3 protein-coding genes are annotated in these 19,544 nt (G+C 45.9%); all 3 read left to right on the top strand.

Annotated features, from left to right (window positions below; translation table 11 throughout):
- Positions 1–529 precede the first annotated feature (529 nt).
- The 3 genes from ABXT60_RS11725 (at position 530) to ABXT60_RS11715 (ending at position 19,527) form a co-directional block, all read left to right on the top strand.
- Positions 530–2,917 (top strand): M10 family metallopeptidase C-terminal domain-containing protein, encoded by a 2,388-nt coding sequence (locus tag ABXT60_RS11725; RefSeq protein ID WP_443630324.1) that lies wholly within the window; start codon positions 530–532, stop codon positions 2,915–2,917.
- A 266-nt stretch (positions 2,918–3,183) separates the two neighbouring features.
- Positions 3,184–15,636, top strand: coding sequence for a hypothetical protein (locus ABXT60_RS11720; RefSeq protein WP_443630323.1), 12,453 nt, complete (start codon positions 3,184–3,186; stop codon positions 15,634–15,636).
- Between the two features lie 39 nt (positions 15,637–15,675).
- Positions 15,676–19,527, top strand: coding sequence for a beta strand repeat-containing protein (locus ABXT60_RS11715; protein ID WP_443630322.1), 3,852 nt, complete (start codon positions 15,676–15,678; stop codon positions 19,525–19,527).
- Positions 19,528–19,544: the final 17 nt, after the last annotated feature.

Below are 19,544 nucleotides of genomic sequence, written 5' to 3'. Positions count from 1 at the left end.
AAAAAGCCACTAACATAATTAGAACTGAAAGGAATGTAAAAGTATCTGGGTATTTATACCTATAGTTTCATCCCTAAATACAGCTAATTTGGGCATTAACAATACTTGCTAGGTGAGTAGATAGTTAGGTAAGCAATAGGTAGGTGCTTAGGCAGGTAAATAAACAGGTAAATAAATAGGTAAATAAATAGGTAGATAGGTTAAACCATCTCATAATTAATTAAATGTTGTTTTATCGATTGGGATCATTTCAACGTGATCTAGTGGTAATAAATATTGCCCTGTTTGTGTGTGCTTAATTAGCACGTTTTAAACCTTTCTATTGGGAATGTTAACAATACTTAAATATTGAAAATTTTTTACCTGTGGTTTATACCTGCTATAAAAATGCCAAATAAAATTTAGAAATTTTTCTTAATCCCATCATCTCGCTTCAGATGACGGATATTTAATTGAGTCTAATCAAAAATTGTGTGATATTCACATTATTGCTTTTAAATATAGGATTAAATAACAATCGTTTTGCCAAATGTCTCATTCATTTTTCAATAAACATAAAAAAGACTACCTTTTTGCTACCCTAAAGGGTGACTTTAGTGATGCCCCATCAATATCTGGAGAGGTAGCGATTGAGCGCCTGCAAACTCCCTTAGTTAATTTGCAAAAAACCGACAGCCCTATACTGCCAGTAGTGTTGCCTAGTGTGGAAAATAATGCCGCCCATATGCACACTAATGGGCTCATTAGACCTGCTGCAAACCAGCAGCAGTCTGGCCAGCCATTGCAAAAAAATCTAGTAAGTCATGGGCAAGCTGCAGACAACAGTTTTGTTTATTTGCCAGTGTACGAGCTGCAGATATACGATGTAGAGCTTTTATTAGTATGGAATGAAGTTGAAGATCGCCTGCTTTTATTGCAACCCCAAGCCGGAGTTATTGAGGTTAGTGCTAGAGAATCGGTCTCGCGACTTGAGTTGGTTGGCCATATCCAAAGCACTATAGACGTCAGTGATGTGCTGGCTCTAGTTCGCCACATAATTGATTTTGATCTATTACAGGGTGACGCTTTATTAAGCGCTGACGTTGATCAAGATGGTGAAGTGAGTATATCGGATGTTTTGAGGTTAGTTAAGCACGTACTCAACATCGATAAAATATCAGCACACAGGTTAGTTGATGCCAGTGGGGTAATGGTGGATGCAGCTGGCACGATGAATAGCCCCCAGTACCGCCTTATCGCTATGGGAGACATAAACCCCGTCACCTCAACGAATTTGTTAATTGGCGCCAACTCATCAATTGTTTATGGTGCCTTTAACTTTGAGGTTCAAGAGAACACGAATCTGATCACCACTGCTCAATTACTTGATAGTAATGTCAGCGCTGCGCCAGCGTACAGCTTAACTGGAACTGACGCCGCGGCATTTGTAATCAACAACGGTGTCATAGAATTTGTTGAAGCGCCTGATTTTGAGAAAGCGGTGGATAACGATGGTAACAACCGTTATGAACTCACCCTAGAGGCAGCATACGACGAGTTAACACTCAGCCAGCCACTGCAGATCACAGTCATCAACGAAGACGAATCTGCAGCGGCCTCTCCTCTAGTCAATGCAGCAGTGGTGACCTTGCTCGATGAAGTCTCAGGTATTGATCGTATTGATAACTTATTAATGGGCTCGTTGTGGGGCTCTCAGTTAGGCCAAGGGCTTGACTTGAGCTACTCCTTCTACGACCAGAGTTCGGTCTTTAGTTACGATACAGACACTCTTGGTGTGGCTTTAGGAGAAAACATTAAAGCGACAATTCATGCGTCCTTTAAAGCCTTGTCAGAGCTAACTAACCTAAACTTTAGTTGGCTTGAAGAAACATCATCCAGCGTAGGCGATATTCGTCTTGGCTACCAAAATGGTTCGTCCTACGGTGCTGCTTTCGGTCCTGCTGAGTGGGCATCAGACTCCTATGGTGGTGACGTGTATTTTGACAGCGAATCGATTGCGGGTTGGGAGGCAGCAACTGCAGGAGATTTTTACTATGCCACAGTATTTCATGAAATTGGCCATGCTATGGGCCTGGAGCACCCTCACTCTGAAGGGACCTATGGCGATGTGGTGCTGGGTGTAAATACCGATACAGGTAGTGGTGGCCGAGATGGACAACCCTATACGTTAATGAGTTACGCAAGCTATCAATCCGGAAACATCGGCTTTCTTAATGATCTTAGAGCACAAACCTACATGGTTGATGATATAGCAGCCTTGCAGTATTTATATGGCGCCAACTTAAGTACTGGGGCTGGAGCAGACGTCTATGGCGCTGAGCTGTTAACCTCAGATCAGCCCTTTGAAGCGTCCATTTGGGATGCGGGGGGGATTGATCTCATCGATTGGCGCCATGGGACGACGGCCAGTGTGATTAACTTAACTCCTGGTAGTTTGTCTTATTTTGGAGGCAAAATTAGCAATGCTAGCGATGCACATATTGCACAATTAAAGGCTGGTGAGGGGGTGTTAGGCATTGCCTTTGATACAAATATTGAGAATGCCTATGGCGGCTTGGGTGCTGATGTATTGTTGGGCAATGATTTAAGTAATGTACTGTACGGAGGTGCAGACCGTGGTCAAGGTGATGTTTTAACCGGAGGCGCTGCCACAGATTACTTTGTGTGCAATGTGTTAAATGCGTCTGTTCAGCAGGCCAATGTAGATCGAGTCACAGACTTTAATAATGGCGAAGACAAGATTGCCCTTAGTGGTAGTTTAAATTATGAAGACTTAACCTTTGTTAATAGTTCCAGTGGAGGCTTTAATAACGTGTTAATTGAACATACACGAACAGGGCAGTATCTACTAGCACTAGATAACGTTGAAATTAATCAAATCGATATACACGATTTCATTAACTATGAGATTGTTTAACCTACCTACCTGCCTAGCATTGTTAATACTTAAACTAGCTGTATTCAGGTATGGGATTATAGGTATAACTACCCAGATACTTTCGTATCTCTTTAAGTTTTAATTGTAGATATAAATCTCTGTCTGATACCCACATCAATATAAGCATTTTAAGAATTTGAAAAGCTATATTAATTTCGGCTTTTCAGACGTTGTGTTAAGAAGGTTGACGTATTTTATATATCAACTGGAATAATAAGAAAATATAAAGAAAGAAGGTGGCTAAAATGGACCTAAACGAATTTGGTGTAGATGAATTAAATTCTACCAACAACGCCAATGCTGATGATGGTGCAACAAGACATGATCAGTCTGCTGCGGGTGATCAAGAACAGGATGGCGATAATAGGGAGCCGCTTCAGGTTGTAGATGATACTGGAAGTAAGTTTAACGGCCGCATGCTAGTCAGTGATAAGTTTGCAGCTAAGATTGCAGTTGATGCTAATGGTAATCCTACCCAAGGTGATGATGCTGATTACATCCTCGATATGCAAATATTGGGCACTGATATGGCGGTTGCTGCATCCTATGATCCTAATTGGATCGCTGAACTACAATCAGCCAAGGGTTTGATAAATATAGATAATAATAATCAAGGCTCATTGGCATTAGATGCTGCTGCTGTTGCTGGTGTGGGTCATACCACCGGCTCTGCAAGAACATTGATGATTTGGGGTAGTGATACTGACACTATCAAATTGATTGGTAGTGACGACGCTTGGATCAAAGTAAGCCTTGCGGGCACAGAATATAAAACTATGGTCAACGGTAACAAAGGCCGTGGTGAGAGCTTTGATGTATATGAAAGCCAAGTGGACGGCCAAACCGTTGCTGTGATTGTGCAAAGCTCTATGCAGATAAGCTTGGGTCAAGACGCTAACACAGACATTGATGTTGCAGATCAATTCTTTGCTTATAACGGCATGACTGCGGATCAGGCAGAGCAAATGGGTATCTCTTCAACGGGGGAGTATGTTCATGCGGACGCCAGCGGTGGTGATACAGACATTACCCTTACGGCAGGTGAAGATGAACAAAAGGGGCAGCTCGTCCAAGCTGGAGATTTAGACAATACAGTAACAGGCTCCGATAAAAGTGACACTATTCGTGGAGATGGTGGCGCAGATACGCTTAACGCAGGCGCGGGTGCAGACCGTATTTGGGGCGGAACAGGCGACGACATTATTGATGGCGGGGATGGTGGTGATATTGGGCATTTTTGGGAAGATGCGGACCACGTTTATTTTGAAGGTAATCGTGACGACTACACTATCTCTCAAACGGTTACGGAAGGTAAGTCAACCTTCAGCATTATCGATACTGCGGCCAATCGCGATGGTACCGACACAATAACCAATATTGAAATAGCTCACTTTGCTGATGAAGAAGTGTTACTGGGGGTAGAAACAAATTCTTGGACTTACACAGACTGGGCTACCAACCTAGAAGTGACAGAAGACTTCAATAGGGGCACTGACTTTGACGATACCATTGTAGGTTCTACAGGGCGTTCGCATATTGAAGGTGGCGCTGGGGATGACGTTATCATAGGCGATTCTGAGGGCAGTGTCGGTGATGCTGACCGCATTATAGGTGGTGAAGGCAGTGACTTCATTGACGGTGCTCTAAGAGGCGACAGTGCTTATTCGTGGGAAAATGACAACACAGCTGAATATTGGTCGGCCAGCCGTAACTATAGTGTAGAAAAATACACCTATAGTGGCAGCGATGTGTCAACTTTAGACACGGCTTTAGCCGATATGGGTATGTCGGATCGTGTTACTTTGGTAGCTGATCAAGAATATTTCGTGGTCACAGACGCTCGTACTGTCGCTGATGCAACCAAAGGCACCGGTGTTGATATTATTACCAATATCGATCAGTTGTTTTTTGATGATAAAGACATGCGTTTGTCGGTTTTCAAAGATTCACTGGGTGGTTACATAGAAGGAACCAACTTTGGTGACACAATTCTAGGCTCTAGTGCTAACGAATTCATAGACTCGGGCAAAGGTAATGATATTGTTGAAGGTGGTGATGGCGCTGATGAGGCGGAACTCGGTCAGGGTAATGACTTCTTTGATGGCGGTGCTCATGCAACCAACAGTTTCAATCTGCAAGAGTTCTTCCAAGGCTTTGGTGACGATTGGAAGGATGTTGACCTAGGTTTCATGGGTGAAGAGTTTGAAAACGTCAAGTTTGATGATTTCGACGCCACTAACTCAGGTGAAGAAGGTGCAGGGTTTGGATTTGAAGGGGACGAAAATTCGGAGCTAGGTCACGAAGCTGCAAGCCCTAATGAAGCATTTGGTGGTAATCAAGGCTCTGAGCAAAATAACCAAGGAAGTGACACAGCCTTTTATAAGGGCGATTTTGATCGTTACATCGTTACTAGCTACGAATCTACTAAAACTGCAGAAAAAACTGCTCTTGATAGTGTAATCGGTGCTAGCTTTTCTAGCGCAGTGCAAACCAAGGTTGATGCGCTGGTAGCTAATTTAGCAGATGGTGGTTTACTCAATTTTATTGTTGTAGAAGACACGCAAACCCGCAAGGGTGACGGCATTGATCTGTTGGTTAATGTGGAAAAAATCCAATTTGCAGACATGACCTTTAACGCTACAGTAACCCAAGAAGTTAATGATTGGGGTTGGCCGGGGCCAGAAGTTCAATGGAATGGCACCTTTGGCGATGACATTATCAATTTCAATGCCCTAAATACAGATGCAGACGGTAAAGTGAATGGCAAGCTGGCCTCTTCATACCAAGATATTGACTGGGATGGCACAAACGAGCCTCTAGAAAACGACCGTATGTATGGTGAAGCAGGTAATGATGTATTGATTGCTGGCGCAGGTGGTGACCGCCTTGACGGTGGCATAGGTAATGACATTATGGATGGTGGTGCTAACGGTAGCGCCAGTTTTGCTAATGACCCATGGATGAAACAGGAGGCTAACTATGACGTGGCCGAATACAGTGCTGATATTGACCGCTTTGAATTGACCAAACACACCTTTGTGGGCAAAAACATGGCCCTTAAAGACCAAGATGGCAACGTGATATACAAAGTAACCGCTGCCACCAAAGGTAGCGACACCATTGGCCAAATTACCCGCATGGGTAGCGACGAGGTGGTATACCAAATCGATAAAGGCACAACCTTTTATGTAGTGGCGGATAGTTTGCCAGGAACTTATGGCGGCTACGGCACCGATATTCTATTAGGTATGGAGAGTGCTCGTTTTGGTTATGACTGGGATGGCAATGTGTCTTTTCAGGTGGATTACCGAGTTGATGATTGGGGTAATGGCGAGGGCCAAGTTAATGCAGACGGCACTCAATTTGCTGATGTAATTGACTTACGTGCAGGTAAAATGGCCACTCAAGCTGGTTTTGGTGGTTTTAACGACTTTAATGACGGCATGGATATCTGGGACGATGGCTTTATGGACGTCCAAGATAATAAATTAGACGCAGACAGCGCTGGTTTTGATCTGTGGAGCTGGGCCCCAAGTGACGCTGACATTGCCACTGCCGAAGATGTGACGCAAATCACTAGTATTGATGGTGCCAATATTATCTCTGGTAACTTTGCAATTTACACCGGTCTCGATATGACCGCGACTAATCCACAAGGCAAAACAGTGGCTTTTGACGTTGATGGTGGTTGGGTGTTTGGCGAAGTAGCTACCGATGGTAGTGGTGGTTGGAAGGAAGACTATGAGGGCTTTATCTTTGACGCTGCCGCCAGTACGAGTAACGACACCTATGGTTGGCAACCCACTCAGACAGATACAAAGTTTGCTGAAGGGGTAAAAGTACAATGGGAAGATGGCTTTGAAGAGCCTGAGAGCTTTGATGTATATGATATTGGCACAGTCGCAGAGCCAAGCTACGTTGCCTACAGCGAGGACTGGGGTTTCGTATTTGAAGCGGTAAGTAAAAATGAAGCGGGCAACTGGGTGGTGGCGCAAGTTGCAGGCATGACTGATTTTGAAGATACAGGTGGCTTTGATTGGAACTGGAAACCCAACGAAAATGACGACAAGCTTGACTTAGACGGCGATTCTACCGACGGCGTTACCTCGATCTTTTGGAAAGGCGAGGGTATTGAAGATGATTATGAGGTAACGGGGCAATGGGACATCTATGATATAGAAGGAAAACCTGTCGCGTATAACACAGAGTACGATTTCATAGACCTAAAAGTGTCTTACGACGGCACCGAAGGGAAGTATTATTTTGTTGATGATTTTGCTCCTACAACTCAGGATTCAGCTCAAAATAATGCCCAGTCTCACGCAGAGGCAAGCCCTAGCCGCATCCATGACAGTTATATTGATGCAGGAAAAGGCAACGATATTATTATTGCTGGCCAAGGTCGTGATGAAATCCGAGGGGGTCAGGGCGATGACTTTATCGATGGTGGTTCAGAAAGCGAATTTTTAGCCACGTTAGATCGTACAGACACATCTACTCCATCCCAGTTACTCGCCAACCCAGACACGGGCTTAACGAGTAAGTACAAAATCTACACCGTAGGCAGTGGTTCCGAGGAAAAATTATGGGCTTGGGATGACAATGTAACCACACCGGATTACTTCGAAGTTACGTTCAATGCAGGAAAATACCAAGCAGCGACCCAAAATCAAAACGATTTTGATAATTGGAAGTATTACGACCGAGCAATGTACGAAGGTTATAAAATCCGCTACGACATTTCTGAAGTCTATTTAAAGATGGACAGTGGTCGTCCTGACCTCACTAGTGATGGGTCTTACCAAGAAATTACTACCAGCGCCTGGTCTGCCCTAAGTGCGGCAGACAAGGCAGGCTACTCTTCGGTGGTTAAAATCAAAGATTTGTTGCCAACAGTTGCTGGTGGTGAAGGCACTGATTACTTGATGAATATTGAAGAAGTGCAGTTTGAAGACGGCTACGAACAACTAGAAATAGAAACGTGGGGTTGGGATCGTCAAGAGATTGATTGGGACGCCTTGAATACAGCAGCACAAAGCGACCCAAGCGTCTGGGAACTGAACTGGGAGCAGCAGCAACAACAATTTGGTGTCACCGTCAGTGAAGCCAATTACCGAGGTACGCTAAAGAACGATACCTTGGGTGGGCCAAGCCCCGCTAAAGTGGTTGCTGATGAACTGTGGGGGCAGGCCGGTAATGATCTAATGATTGGTGGTGCGGGTATGGACCGTGCTAAAGGTGGTGCAGGTGACGACGTTTATTGGGGTGGTACCCATGCGGGTGGCAATCCCTGGGACTTTAGTGGTGATACAGCGTTCTTTACTGGTGGCGCGTCCCGTTATCAGGTTGTGCGTAATGTATTTGTTCATGCGGATAGTGAAAATGGACAAGTCACTACAGACGCCAGTGGTAAAGTCATGCTTTACCGTGCCTACGATGCGGCTGATGTCTTCGCTCTAGCCACAAAAGGAGTGGTTGCTAATTCAAGTGCCAGCATTGGCAGTGAAGCCGTTGCAAATTTAACAACGTCAGACCTAGTGGTTAGCAATGGTTTTTATGCAGCCACCATTGTGGTGGACAGTTTGGGAGCTAGCACGGGTGGTGAAGGTGTCGATACTTTAATCGGTGTGGAACGCCTAGTCTTTGGCCATGCAGAATCTGGTGACTTTGGCTGGTTACCTACTAACCCTGAACACGAACATGACGCTTCTTATACTATTAATACCTTGGCGGTTTCTAGCCAAGCGGAAAGCTTTCAGGATTGGGATTGGCAGACGCAACAAGACGTTAGTCGGTTTAAGGTAACCTATAAAGGCACCAAATATGCTGATGAGATTTCCTATGAAGATGACTCTCCCTTCACAGCTGGCAATGGTGATGTGTTTTATGCTACCAAAGCGGCAGCAACTGATGCAAGTAGCTCAAAATCAGCCACTGAGTTTCAATTTATGGGTGGTGCGGGAGATGACGTTATCACCGGTAGCACTGAACTTGGGGTTAAGAATTACGCTCTCTATAATGGCACTTCTGGCGCTTATACCGTTGACATTACACGCGATGGCAGTGGTGATATCTCTTATGTAACAGTGACCCATAACGTGCCTGATGACATGGATGGTACTGGTGCCGACACACTATACAATGTTGATGGTGCAGTGTTTAGCTATCAAACTGACAGTGAAACCCGCGTTAACTTTACGCCTAAGTACTCCGCCCAAGAATGGGATGGAGACAAAACAATGGAAATTTCTGGCAGTCGGTTTGGTGATCGGGTAGCACCTGTAGCCACAGATGGGTCTACTGCCACTGACGTTGCCGATAGCTTAAATAGTATGGCTAACGTATTCAGGCCAAATGGTGGTGCAGATACCTTCGATGGTGGCACAAGTGTGCTTGATAGTGCTGGGGATGATGCGGACTGGTTAGCGCTTTCGGGCATGCCTACCCGTTATTCCTACCTCTGGGATGAAGCTGCTCAAGACATTGTTGTGATCGATAAGTTAGCCCATGTATTGGGAGGTGACGGCCATATTACGTTGCAAAATGCTATGACTGGCGGTTTAGGAGCCAACGTAGATTTTATTGACTATGGTGGGCCATTTTCCATGAGCCTGGTATTTAACGCTGATGGTAGCTTGCGTACCAAGGGCGATCTTGGTACCACCGTATTACGTGGTAATGCTGACGCCTATACGGCTATTTATGACCAGAGAGATCTAACGGGCAGCGAAACTGATGAGCCCACTTTATTGGCTGGCTTAGAGGCGCTGGCAGTAGATGTGGATGTCAATACTGATGATGTTTGGGACATTACTGGGCTCTCAGCCACTTTAGATTATAACGGCGATGGTAATGCTGATTACAGTACTGCACCAGTGTATTTTGCTGGCCTTGGTGCGGTTGATATGGCCTCACTTGGAAATATAACTACGACATACTCTTTGGGAACTATCTTAGGTGCAGCCATTACGTTCGATGCCGTCACTGCGGCGGGTAGCGGCGATTGGGATGGAGAAACTTACACACCTCTAAACAACCAAGTGACTAGAGAGGAGGTGTTTTCACAAACCTACAATACCAATACAGATCGGTGGGAAGATAACTCAGCAATTACAGTATATAGTTATTACCTGTCGGGCATGGGTAGTAATGACCGTTTACTGGGTGCCGACCAAAATGATAGCTTTGTTGGTGCACCAGGCGATGATTATTTCGATGGTCGTGGTGATAAAAAGGGCGACTGGTGGGATGCTTGGAACAACGGTGACGTTGTGGAATACAGCGGCTATTTAGCCCGCTATAGTATTACCAACCTCACAGATGATGCAAGTGGTAGCGTTACCGGAACAGCCAATTTAGCTTATTTCAAGGTAGTCGATAGCTTAGACGCAGGGTTTGGTGGTGATGGTACAGATACCTTAGTAAATATTGAGCGTATTCAGTTTTCAGATCAAACCTACTTCCTCAGCATTCGAGATATGACTAACGATTGGGACAGTAACGCCCGCCTCATTGGTACATCTGGTGACGATGATTTCACCAGCTACACCTCTTCTACCACTGATGTTAAAGACTACTTCATTAACCCAGGTGCAGGTAATGACTTAGTGATTGGTAAAGTGGAGGGTGACAATAACTGGGGTGATGCCGTCGTATTTGATGGCGCAGCCAACTATTTTGATATTACAGTAAAGAAGGTCACCTTCACCTCATTAGAGGACACTCTAGAAGCCACGTTGCGTGATAGATTCGCAGATAGTGACGCTTCTAATGATGTTACTGAAACCATAGATCAAGTGGTAGTGACCGATCGCCGCTCCGCTGATGCTGGTGGTTTAGGTGAAAATACGCTTTACGGTATTGAACGCTTAGAATTCCAAGCCAGTGGTAAATTTACCGAATACGATATTAAATCTACCCAGCAAGACTGGGATGGTGATGGCTACATTGACGATTTCCGTGGCACTAATTTTGGTGATCGTTTTGACGGTGATGGCGGTGATACTTACATTGAGGCTAAAGGTGGCGATGACATTATTCTAGCTGGCGACGGCGCTGATAATATTAATGCTGGTGGTGGTAATGACTTTGTTAACGGCGGTGAAAACGGTGCAGTAGACGATTATGGTTGGGGCGGTCGTGACGAAGTACAATTTAGGGAAGCAACCTACGCCAGAGTAGAAATTGAAGGCGTTAAAGTTGTATTACTAGCTGATGGGACAGCTACCTTAGACAGTGCTGGCCGTTGGGTAATATATGAATACGGTGGTGATGAAGCGCTCAATTCCACAGCGGTAAGGTTTTCTACTGACGCCACTCCAGGTGATGCAGTGGCAGCTTACCTAGTTACGGACACCTTGCCCAGTGACGAAACAGGATCTGTGGGCACTAACCTAGTGGTGAACGTAGAAGCCATTGGTTTCTCTGACGAGTACTTGGATTTAGAGTCTACTAACAGCACGTGGGAGTGGACCGATTGGTATACGGGTGAAACCTTTTCTGAAAGTTATCAAAGGGGTACGCCATTTTCCGATACGATGACAGGTGGTACTGGCGCTGACACCTTAGAAGGCGCATCTGGTAACGATTATTTGAGCTCTGGCGCAGGGGGTGACCGCTTAAGAGGTGGTGTTGGTGATGACCTAATCGACGGCGGTGCAAATGGCAGTAGTGGCGACCCTTGGCGCGATATGGACGTAGCTGAGTACGGTGGTATTGAAGCCCGTTATACGGTTTACACAATTAAAGTAGAATTAGATAGCGAAGGTAAACCTACGGTCACTGATGGTAAATATAATGTCTACGATACAGGAAGCCTAGTTACTGCCGACAGTATTGCCAGTATGACTAGCTACAACGTTGTGCAAGGTGCGGTGCCAGGGAGTGTTGGCGCCCTAAGTACAGCCTTTATAGTTTCTGATGCCTTGATGTCTGCTTTGGGTGGGCATGGCGATGACTTGCTTATTAATGTTGAACAAGCTCAGTTTAGTGATGGCCAAATGGACTTAGGCTTTAGGGTTATGCGCCAAGACTGGGATAATGATGGCGCCCTAGATATGGTTGAAGTTTCAGGCACTGATGGCGGTGATAATATGACTGCTGCTGCCTGGGGTGATGGCACTGATGCCAATAGCGATGGCGAGTCTGATGATGTAGCCCTAGAGAATCAAATATTTGGTAAAGGTGGCAATGACATCATCGAAGGTGGTTCTGGTGGCGATCGAATTTCTGGTGGTGCAGGTAACGACTTTATCGATGGTGGTGCTGATGGCGTCTTGGATGATTGGGGCCATGTGCCTAAAGACGAAGCCATTTATGATGGCGCTAGCCGCAATTTCACAGTAACCACCTATACCTTTACGGAGGGTGCTACGACTGCAGACAACACTGCTATACAGACAGCTGTAACAAAAACGGGCCACACGGGCACTTTGGTTTCTGGAAAATATACGGTAGTAATTGATAGCTTGCCTGATGCCATGGGTGGCGCAGGTACAGACGTCTTAACTAATATTGAGTTCCTTTCCTTCCAAGATGCCTTTGTACCACTAGCTATGGAAGAGTGGATTGATTATGAAATTGTAGATGGTGTACAAACCGAGGTGCGACGGTTTGTTAAAGGTACCGACGCAGCAGATACCATTAACGGTGGTGATGGTAACGATGACTTGTGGGGCAACAGTGGTGACGACACCATTAGTGCCGGTGCAGGAGGAGACTTTATTCAAGGTGGTGCTGGCGATGACATTATTGACGGTGGCAGCAATGGCGTTGATGAATGGAGTGGTCAGATCATTGGTGACCGAGTTAGATATGATGGTGACTATGATCAATTTGAGATTGAAGACACCCTTGTAGGTGGAGTGTCTACGCTTATTGTCACGGATACTGAAATAGACGGTGAAGGCCAAGACACCATCACCAATGTGGAAATGTTAGAGTTTGATGATCGCGTTGTTCGTGTAGGAGTGGAGCAGTTTACCAATTACGCTCAAGATGGCGAAACAGTCAGTAGTATCCACTACGACGGCTCGATTTTTGGTGATACGGTAACAGGTACATCGGCTTCTGAGTACATGGATGGTGGCGCAGGTGCCGACACTTTATCTGGTTTATCTGGCCCTGACACCTTCAATGGTGGTGCAGGTAATGACACTATTTACGGTGGCGACAATGGCTTAGATGAATGGGGTAATGCGGGGCAGGACGTTGCAGAATATGCCGGTTCTGAGAGCCGTTACACTGTTACTCATTATGACTCTGCTGGCGCAGTAGCCACCAGCTATCAAGCTGATGGTTATATGACCGTTGAAGATACTAACACCACCGTGGGTGAGACTGAAGGTACAGATACCTTGTACGGCATTGAGTCGGTAGATTTTAACGGTGACTTTGTTAGCTTCTTAAGCAGTAACACCTTTGTTGATTTCGACGGTGATGGTATTGCCGATGTAGGTGATCAGCGCGGCACTAACAATGCAGATGAGCTGGTGGGCCAAGATATCGACGAGACACTCGACGGTGCAGGCGGCGACGATATCCTATGGGGTAACGGCGGCGCTGACTTTATCCTGCCGGGGTTAGGTACTGACTTTGTTATTGGTGGTGCCGATGGTGTGGCAGATAAGTTTGGCCGCAGTGACCCAGACGTAGTTCAGTTAGCAGGTAACAAATCTAGTTACACCTATACAGAAATAGGCACATATTGGCTTGCTCAAGACGCCAGTGGCAGCTTGGCTATCGACGCCGCTGCAGGCACCCCTCTAGTCTACGCAGCCACTGCCACAACGGGTATCTTGGCAGATACTGCCATCGAAGAAGGCTATACCAAGGTAGATTTAGTGCGCTTTGCGAGTAATGTTACTGGTGTTGATGATGTGAATTACATTGCCCAAGTAGAGCGTATTGAATTCCTTGATGGTGTTGGCCGGTTTGATGCCGAATTAAAAGCCGAGGACATCGACTACGATGGCGTGGCAGATACTGCTAACTTAGTAGGCGCCATGGGTGCCGACACCTTCACCGAAGCAAACATTGATGCCAGCTTACTGCCTGAGTGGGCCGATGCTGCAGCCATATTTGCGGCCGATAACTTTATCGACGGTGGTGCAGGCGCAGATACTATAGAGACAGGTGCGGGTGATGACACCATTGAAACAGGTGCCAAAACTAGTGATGCCGACGATAAGGTTGACGGTGGCACAGGTAACGACACCGTGTACATGACGGGTGTTGAAGCCAACTGGTCTAAAGCAGATGGCACCGGAGATTATGCGGGTTATGACGCTTGGACCAGTACCAACGGTACTGGTGATGCGAGCTCCGAAACAAGCGACGACTTCACTGTTTATTTGAAGAACGTAGAAGGTTTAGAGTTTAGTGACGGTTTCTTAGGCCTAACCATTAATACGCTTAACGTTGATATTGACGAAGACGGCGTGGTCGATGAATACGTGATCAAGGGCACAGCCAATACTGGTTTTGCCGCTGGCGAGTATGAGGAATTAATGGCCACAGCTGGTGCGCACACAGACACCATAGACGGTGGTGCCGGTGATGACTTGATTAGTACAGGTGACGGTGCCGACACCTTAATTGGTGGTGGTGGTAGCGACTTCATGATTGGTGGTGCCAATACAGGTACTGATGATTCTGGTAATGCTCTTAAAGACACTGCAGTGTTTGATGGGCGCAGCACTAACTTAGATGCCGATGGAGATGGTACCAATGAAGCCAGCTTGCAATACACCGTAGCCAATGTAGGTGTGGCAATACGTACTGCAGTGGATGCTACTACTGGTGAAGAAACCTTTATTGATGCTGGTGGTGATAAACGTCCCGACGTATATACCTCGGCTACGGCCGTGTACGTAGCCCAAGCAAATCAAACCACAGCGGCAAACAACAGTGGTGACATTGACGGTGACGGTACAGTGGATACCGTTTATTTAGACACCAATAACGATGGTGCTAAAGACACCTACTTCATTGATGAAGCCCAAGATGGCATTGCAGATACCTTCGATAGTCAGGATGATACAGACTTTAGTGCCACAACGATGACTATTGACTTAGCCCATAATCTGGTTGATAGCAGTGATATTACCAGCATGCGTTTCGACGTAGACAAGGTAGAGCAAGTGTTTACCGTGTCCAATTCTGAAGATAGCACTGAGACAGACTATCTAATTGGTGTTGAGACCATTGAGTTTACCGACACTATGGTGAATTTGGGTGTCAAAGAATCCAGTTCTACCACCTTCTCTTTAGCTAATGGCTTAACCAATCTCACTAATCTGGACGGTTCGGCCTTTGTCGACCACCTACACAGTGGTGACGGTACCGACATTATGGAAGGCGCAGGTGGTTTGGATGCATTCTGTTTTGGAGCTGCCAGCGGTGCTGACCAAATTCTAGACTTTAACGTAACCGGTGTAGATACCGACAGTGATGATGTGGCGGATAGCTTTGAGACGTTGCTTATTGTGCGAGACATTAATGGCAGTGGTATCACTACTGAGGCCAACGCTCTATCGAGAGTCACTTCCACCGCTGACGGGGCACTCGTCAACTTAGGTTCTACCATCACTAATGGTGTGACTAGCGCCAATACAGTGCTGTTAGTGGGTATCGATGCAGATACATTAACAGCAAATCATTTTCAAATTGCAGATCCCGTTCTTATGGACGTTATGTAAACCACCACAATAATACTAAGAAAAGGGTAGGAGAAAGCAATGGCCAGTTATTCAGGCAGTTCAATTAGTGGTGCGACTTTAGCGGTACCTTTGCAAACAGCAATTACAGACCAGCTACAAACCTCAACAGAGATTGATTATTTTAAAATTTCTGGTGCTGATATAAGTGTGGACTCGCTTATTACTTTGGATTTTGGTGTGGCATCTGCCAGCAGTAATAACGAATACAGTGTTTCGATTGTTGATGATGGGGGCGCTAGTTTAGCCACAACCAGCACAGGGCAGAACACAAGCTTAACGTATCAAGCAACCGCTGGCGTTACTTATTACGCCAAGGTTGAGAAAGGTGCTGATGCGTTCACTGATGCAGCATATACCCTTAATTTGGCTGTTGTAGGTACCTCAGAAGTTGCAGGCAATAATGACACTCAAGCTAATGCTAATGCTTTATTAGAGAATGTTAACTTTACAGGTAGCCTTGCCACTACGTCTGATGTGGACGTATTTGCCTTTACCACCGGCCCTGCTGGAAGCACGGTCTCGCTCTCAGTTGCGGCAGCATCTAGTGCAACTACGTCATTTTATGACATAAAGCTGACCAATGATGCTGGCACCACTATTGTTGACAGTTCAAATGCCTCTGTGAGTACTACGGTAACGGGTAACTCTAATGGCACGTTAAGTTTTGATGTCACTGCTAGTGATGGCCAGACCCCACAAGGTACTTACTTTCTTACTATATCTAATAACGCCGCAGCCTCTACCCCAGACACTAAATACACTATAAATTTGGCTGGCACCTCAGAACTTTCAAGCGTCGCCAACACTCATGATTATAACAATGCACCTACGGTGACCATGGGCAGTATGGCCTCCACTCAGTATGGTACAACTAAGGTTAGTGAAGAAACTCTATCTGTTAACATGGGTTCTTCAGTTAATCTCAGTGATATCATCACTGTGGCCGATGCCGATAGCTCAAGTGCAACCAACGGTACCGTAAAAAGCTATGTGGTAGCTTTGTACGATACCAGTTCTCCTGTTACCTATTCTGGTAGTGAGAGCGCTTATGACGGTTACATTAGCTTTGGCAGCACAGCGACTTATGTGAACGGGATGTCGACCCAGGGCTCAGGCTTTTTTACCTCTATTAGTGCGGCAGACTTTGCTACCGCAAAATACTATGCAGGTACCAGTGCTAATACTCAAACGCTTTACGTGGCGGCTATAGATAGTTCTGGTTCTAGTACCTTAAGCTCTACAACTATGGCCAACCCACTAGATACTAGTGGTTTTGTCACCATGGCAGTAGCCTCTACTGATGCTAGCGTTAGTGTGGTTTCAGCTGGCATTACTGCCCTTAAAGAGGGTAATACTAGCGCCACCTACTCCGACACGCTAACTATCTCGGTAGCTGGGGCAACGATGCCTAGTGGCGGCAGTGTGGTTGTAGTGTTAGACCCAGGTGATGACTTGGCCATTAGTGGTTCGGCCCTTACGGCCTCTAACGCAGTCACTCTTAATGCAGCTAACAGCTACAGCACCACAGTGGTTGTAGTTGCAAAATCAGATGCCATTACCGAATTGTCCCATACGGGTGCGTTGACCTTTACCACCAGCAGCAGTGACAGTGCCTTTAATAACTTATCAATAGATGGGTTGAGTTATACCATTACCGAACAAGTGGCTAACTTTGCTATAGGCAGTGTTACTTACAGTGGCTCAAATACTTCGGTACTAGAAGGTACGGACTCGCGCACCGGCACATACACCATTACCGCGACTGATATTCCTGAGGGTACTACCCTAAATCTCAGTGTTACAGGCACGGGTTTGCAAGTTACCAGTAGCACATTACTGGCCTTTACTTACGATAGTGGTAACTCGGTCACCCAAACGGTAACCTTCATCGCCGAAGACGATGTTTCTGAAGAAGCCTCTCCCCATACGGGCACCCTTAGTCATACAGTAGTAGACAGTGATGGTGACCCATTAAGCCAATACACCGGTGCAGTGGTGGATGCCTCTGCTAGTATTACTGATAATGACGACCAAACAGCGCCCACAGCCTCAATAGCTGTAGCAACTATTACCAATTTGGGCAGTGCGGTAATCCAAAGTACTGAAGTAGGCACAGCCTATCTGGTTAACACCAGTATTACCGTAACCAACTTAGCCAGCATTACTGCTGCTGCTGATACCTCATGGAACACGGCTAGCGTAACCACCGCGGCCAATAATACCAATGTCGCTGCTACGGGTTTAGTAGATGGCACCTATAAAGTGTACACCACAGATGCCAGTGGTAACTTGTCTAATGCTTCCTCCAGTACTTTAACTATTGATAGCTCCACGCCTATGCTCACAGCGGTGACTGTGTCTACGGACAGCGTGATCGATTCGAGTGATACTGATCTAACGGCAGTAGCTTTTGCAGGCACCACTTCAGACGTTAATGATAGCGCTAGTGTTAGCATTACTATTGGTGGAATTAATACCATTGTTACTGTCACCAGCGATGCTTTTAGTGGCACCATTGATCTCTCGGGGGTGGCTGATAGCGATAGTGTGTCTATTTACGGTGGTGTTGGTTCTAGTGCGAGTGTGCCACTGCAATATAGCAGCACCTTTATCAAAGATGTAGTTGGGCCTAGCGTGGACAGTGTTGCTATTTCTTCAGTTACAGGCGCGCAAAATAACCGGCTTAACACAGGTGATGTCGTAAGTGTTACGGTAACTTTAGATGACTCTTCTATCGTCACTGGAAGCCCAATTATTGCCTTAACTATAGGCAGCGCTACCGCCAATGCTACTTATGTAAGCGGTACGGGCAGCGCGAGTTTGCTATTCCAATATACGGTACTGACCAACGATGTGGATAGTAATGGAATTAGTATTGCCGCCAACGCACTGAGTTTATCTTCTGGCAGCATCGTCGACGCTCGTGGAAATGCGGCTGTATTAACGCATGATGCTGTAACTGATAATTCGTCCTATAAGGTCGATACTGCAGCTCCAAGTGTATCCAGTGTGGCCTTTACCAGTGCCATTGGTGCAGAATCTAACACCCTTGGTACGGGTGACACCCTAGACATCACTGTGACTATGAGCGAAGTGACTACCGTTACAGGAGTGCCTCAACTTGCCTTAGTGGTGGGTTCTGGTGCTGGTGCAGCAAACTATTTAAGTGGTAGTGGTACCTCTAGTTTGGTGTTTCGCTATACAGCCGTATTGGGTGACACAGACACAGATGGCATTAGCATGCTTGCTGACCAGTTAAGTCTCAATAGTGGCACCATGGCTGATGCAGCAGGAAACGCTGCCACCTTAAGTCATAGTGCGGTAGCAGCAGACAGCAACTATATGGTAGACGCCATTAAAACCTTCGATGCTCAAATAACGACTAGCTCTACCCAAGGCATTACTGGGCTAGACTTAGAGTTATGGGCTGGAGGTGCTAGCAGTGCTGCAGCAACCTACACTGCAACTAACGGTGAGATAACCGTGCCTACAAGCCAAACAGTTGCGCAAGTAAAACTGTCTGTGGCGGCGGCTTATAATATGGTTGACGCAATTGATATAAGTGATGTGTTGCTTACTGTTAAAGACATCATCGGGGTGTCATCACTTACTGGCAATGCCCAGCATGCAGCTGACGTTAATAATGATGCTAGCGTCGATATTTCAGACGTGCTTTTAATGGTAAAGCATGTTATCGGTATAGCGCCTATCGATCATTTTGACTTGATTGACAGTAATAGTGCTTTGGTTACAGAACTCGTTCCATTAACTTCTGGCAATGCGCCTCAATACCAATTAGTTATGAATGGTGACGTAAATGGTGATGGTGATTTTGCTAACCAATATGTTGGTACCCTTGATATTACCTAATGAGTGATTTATTTTAA

This window comes from Candidatus Njordibacter sp. Uisw_056 (genome assembly GCF_047730085.1).
Classification (GTDB): Bacteria; Pseudomonadota; Gammaproteobacteria; order Pseudomonadales; family Balneatricaceae; genus Njordibacter.
Note: the sequence above shows the minus strand (reverse complement) of the source record. Positions and strands in the feature narration are given on the sequence as shown.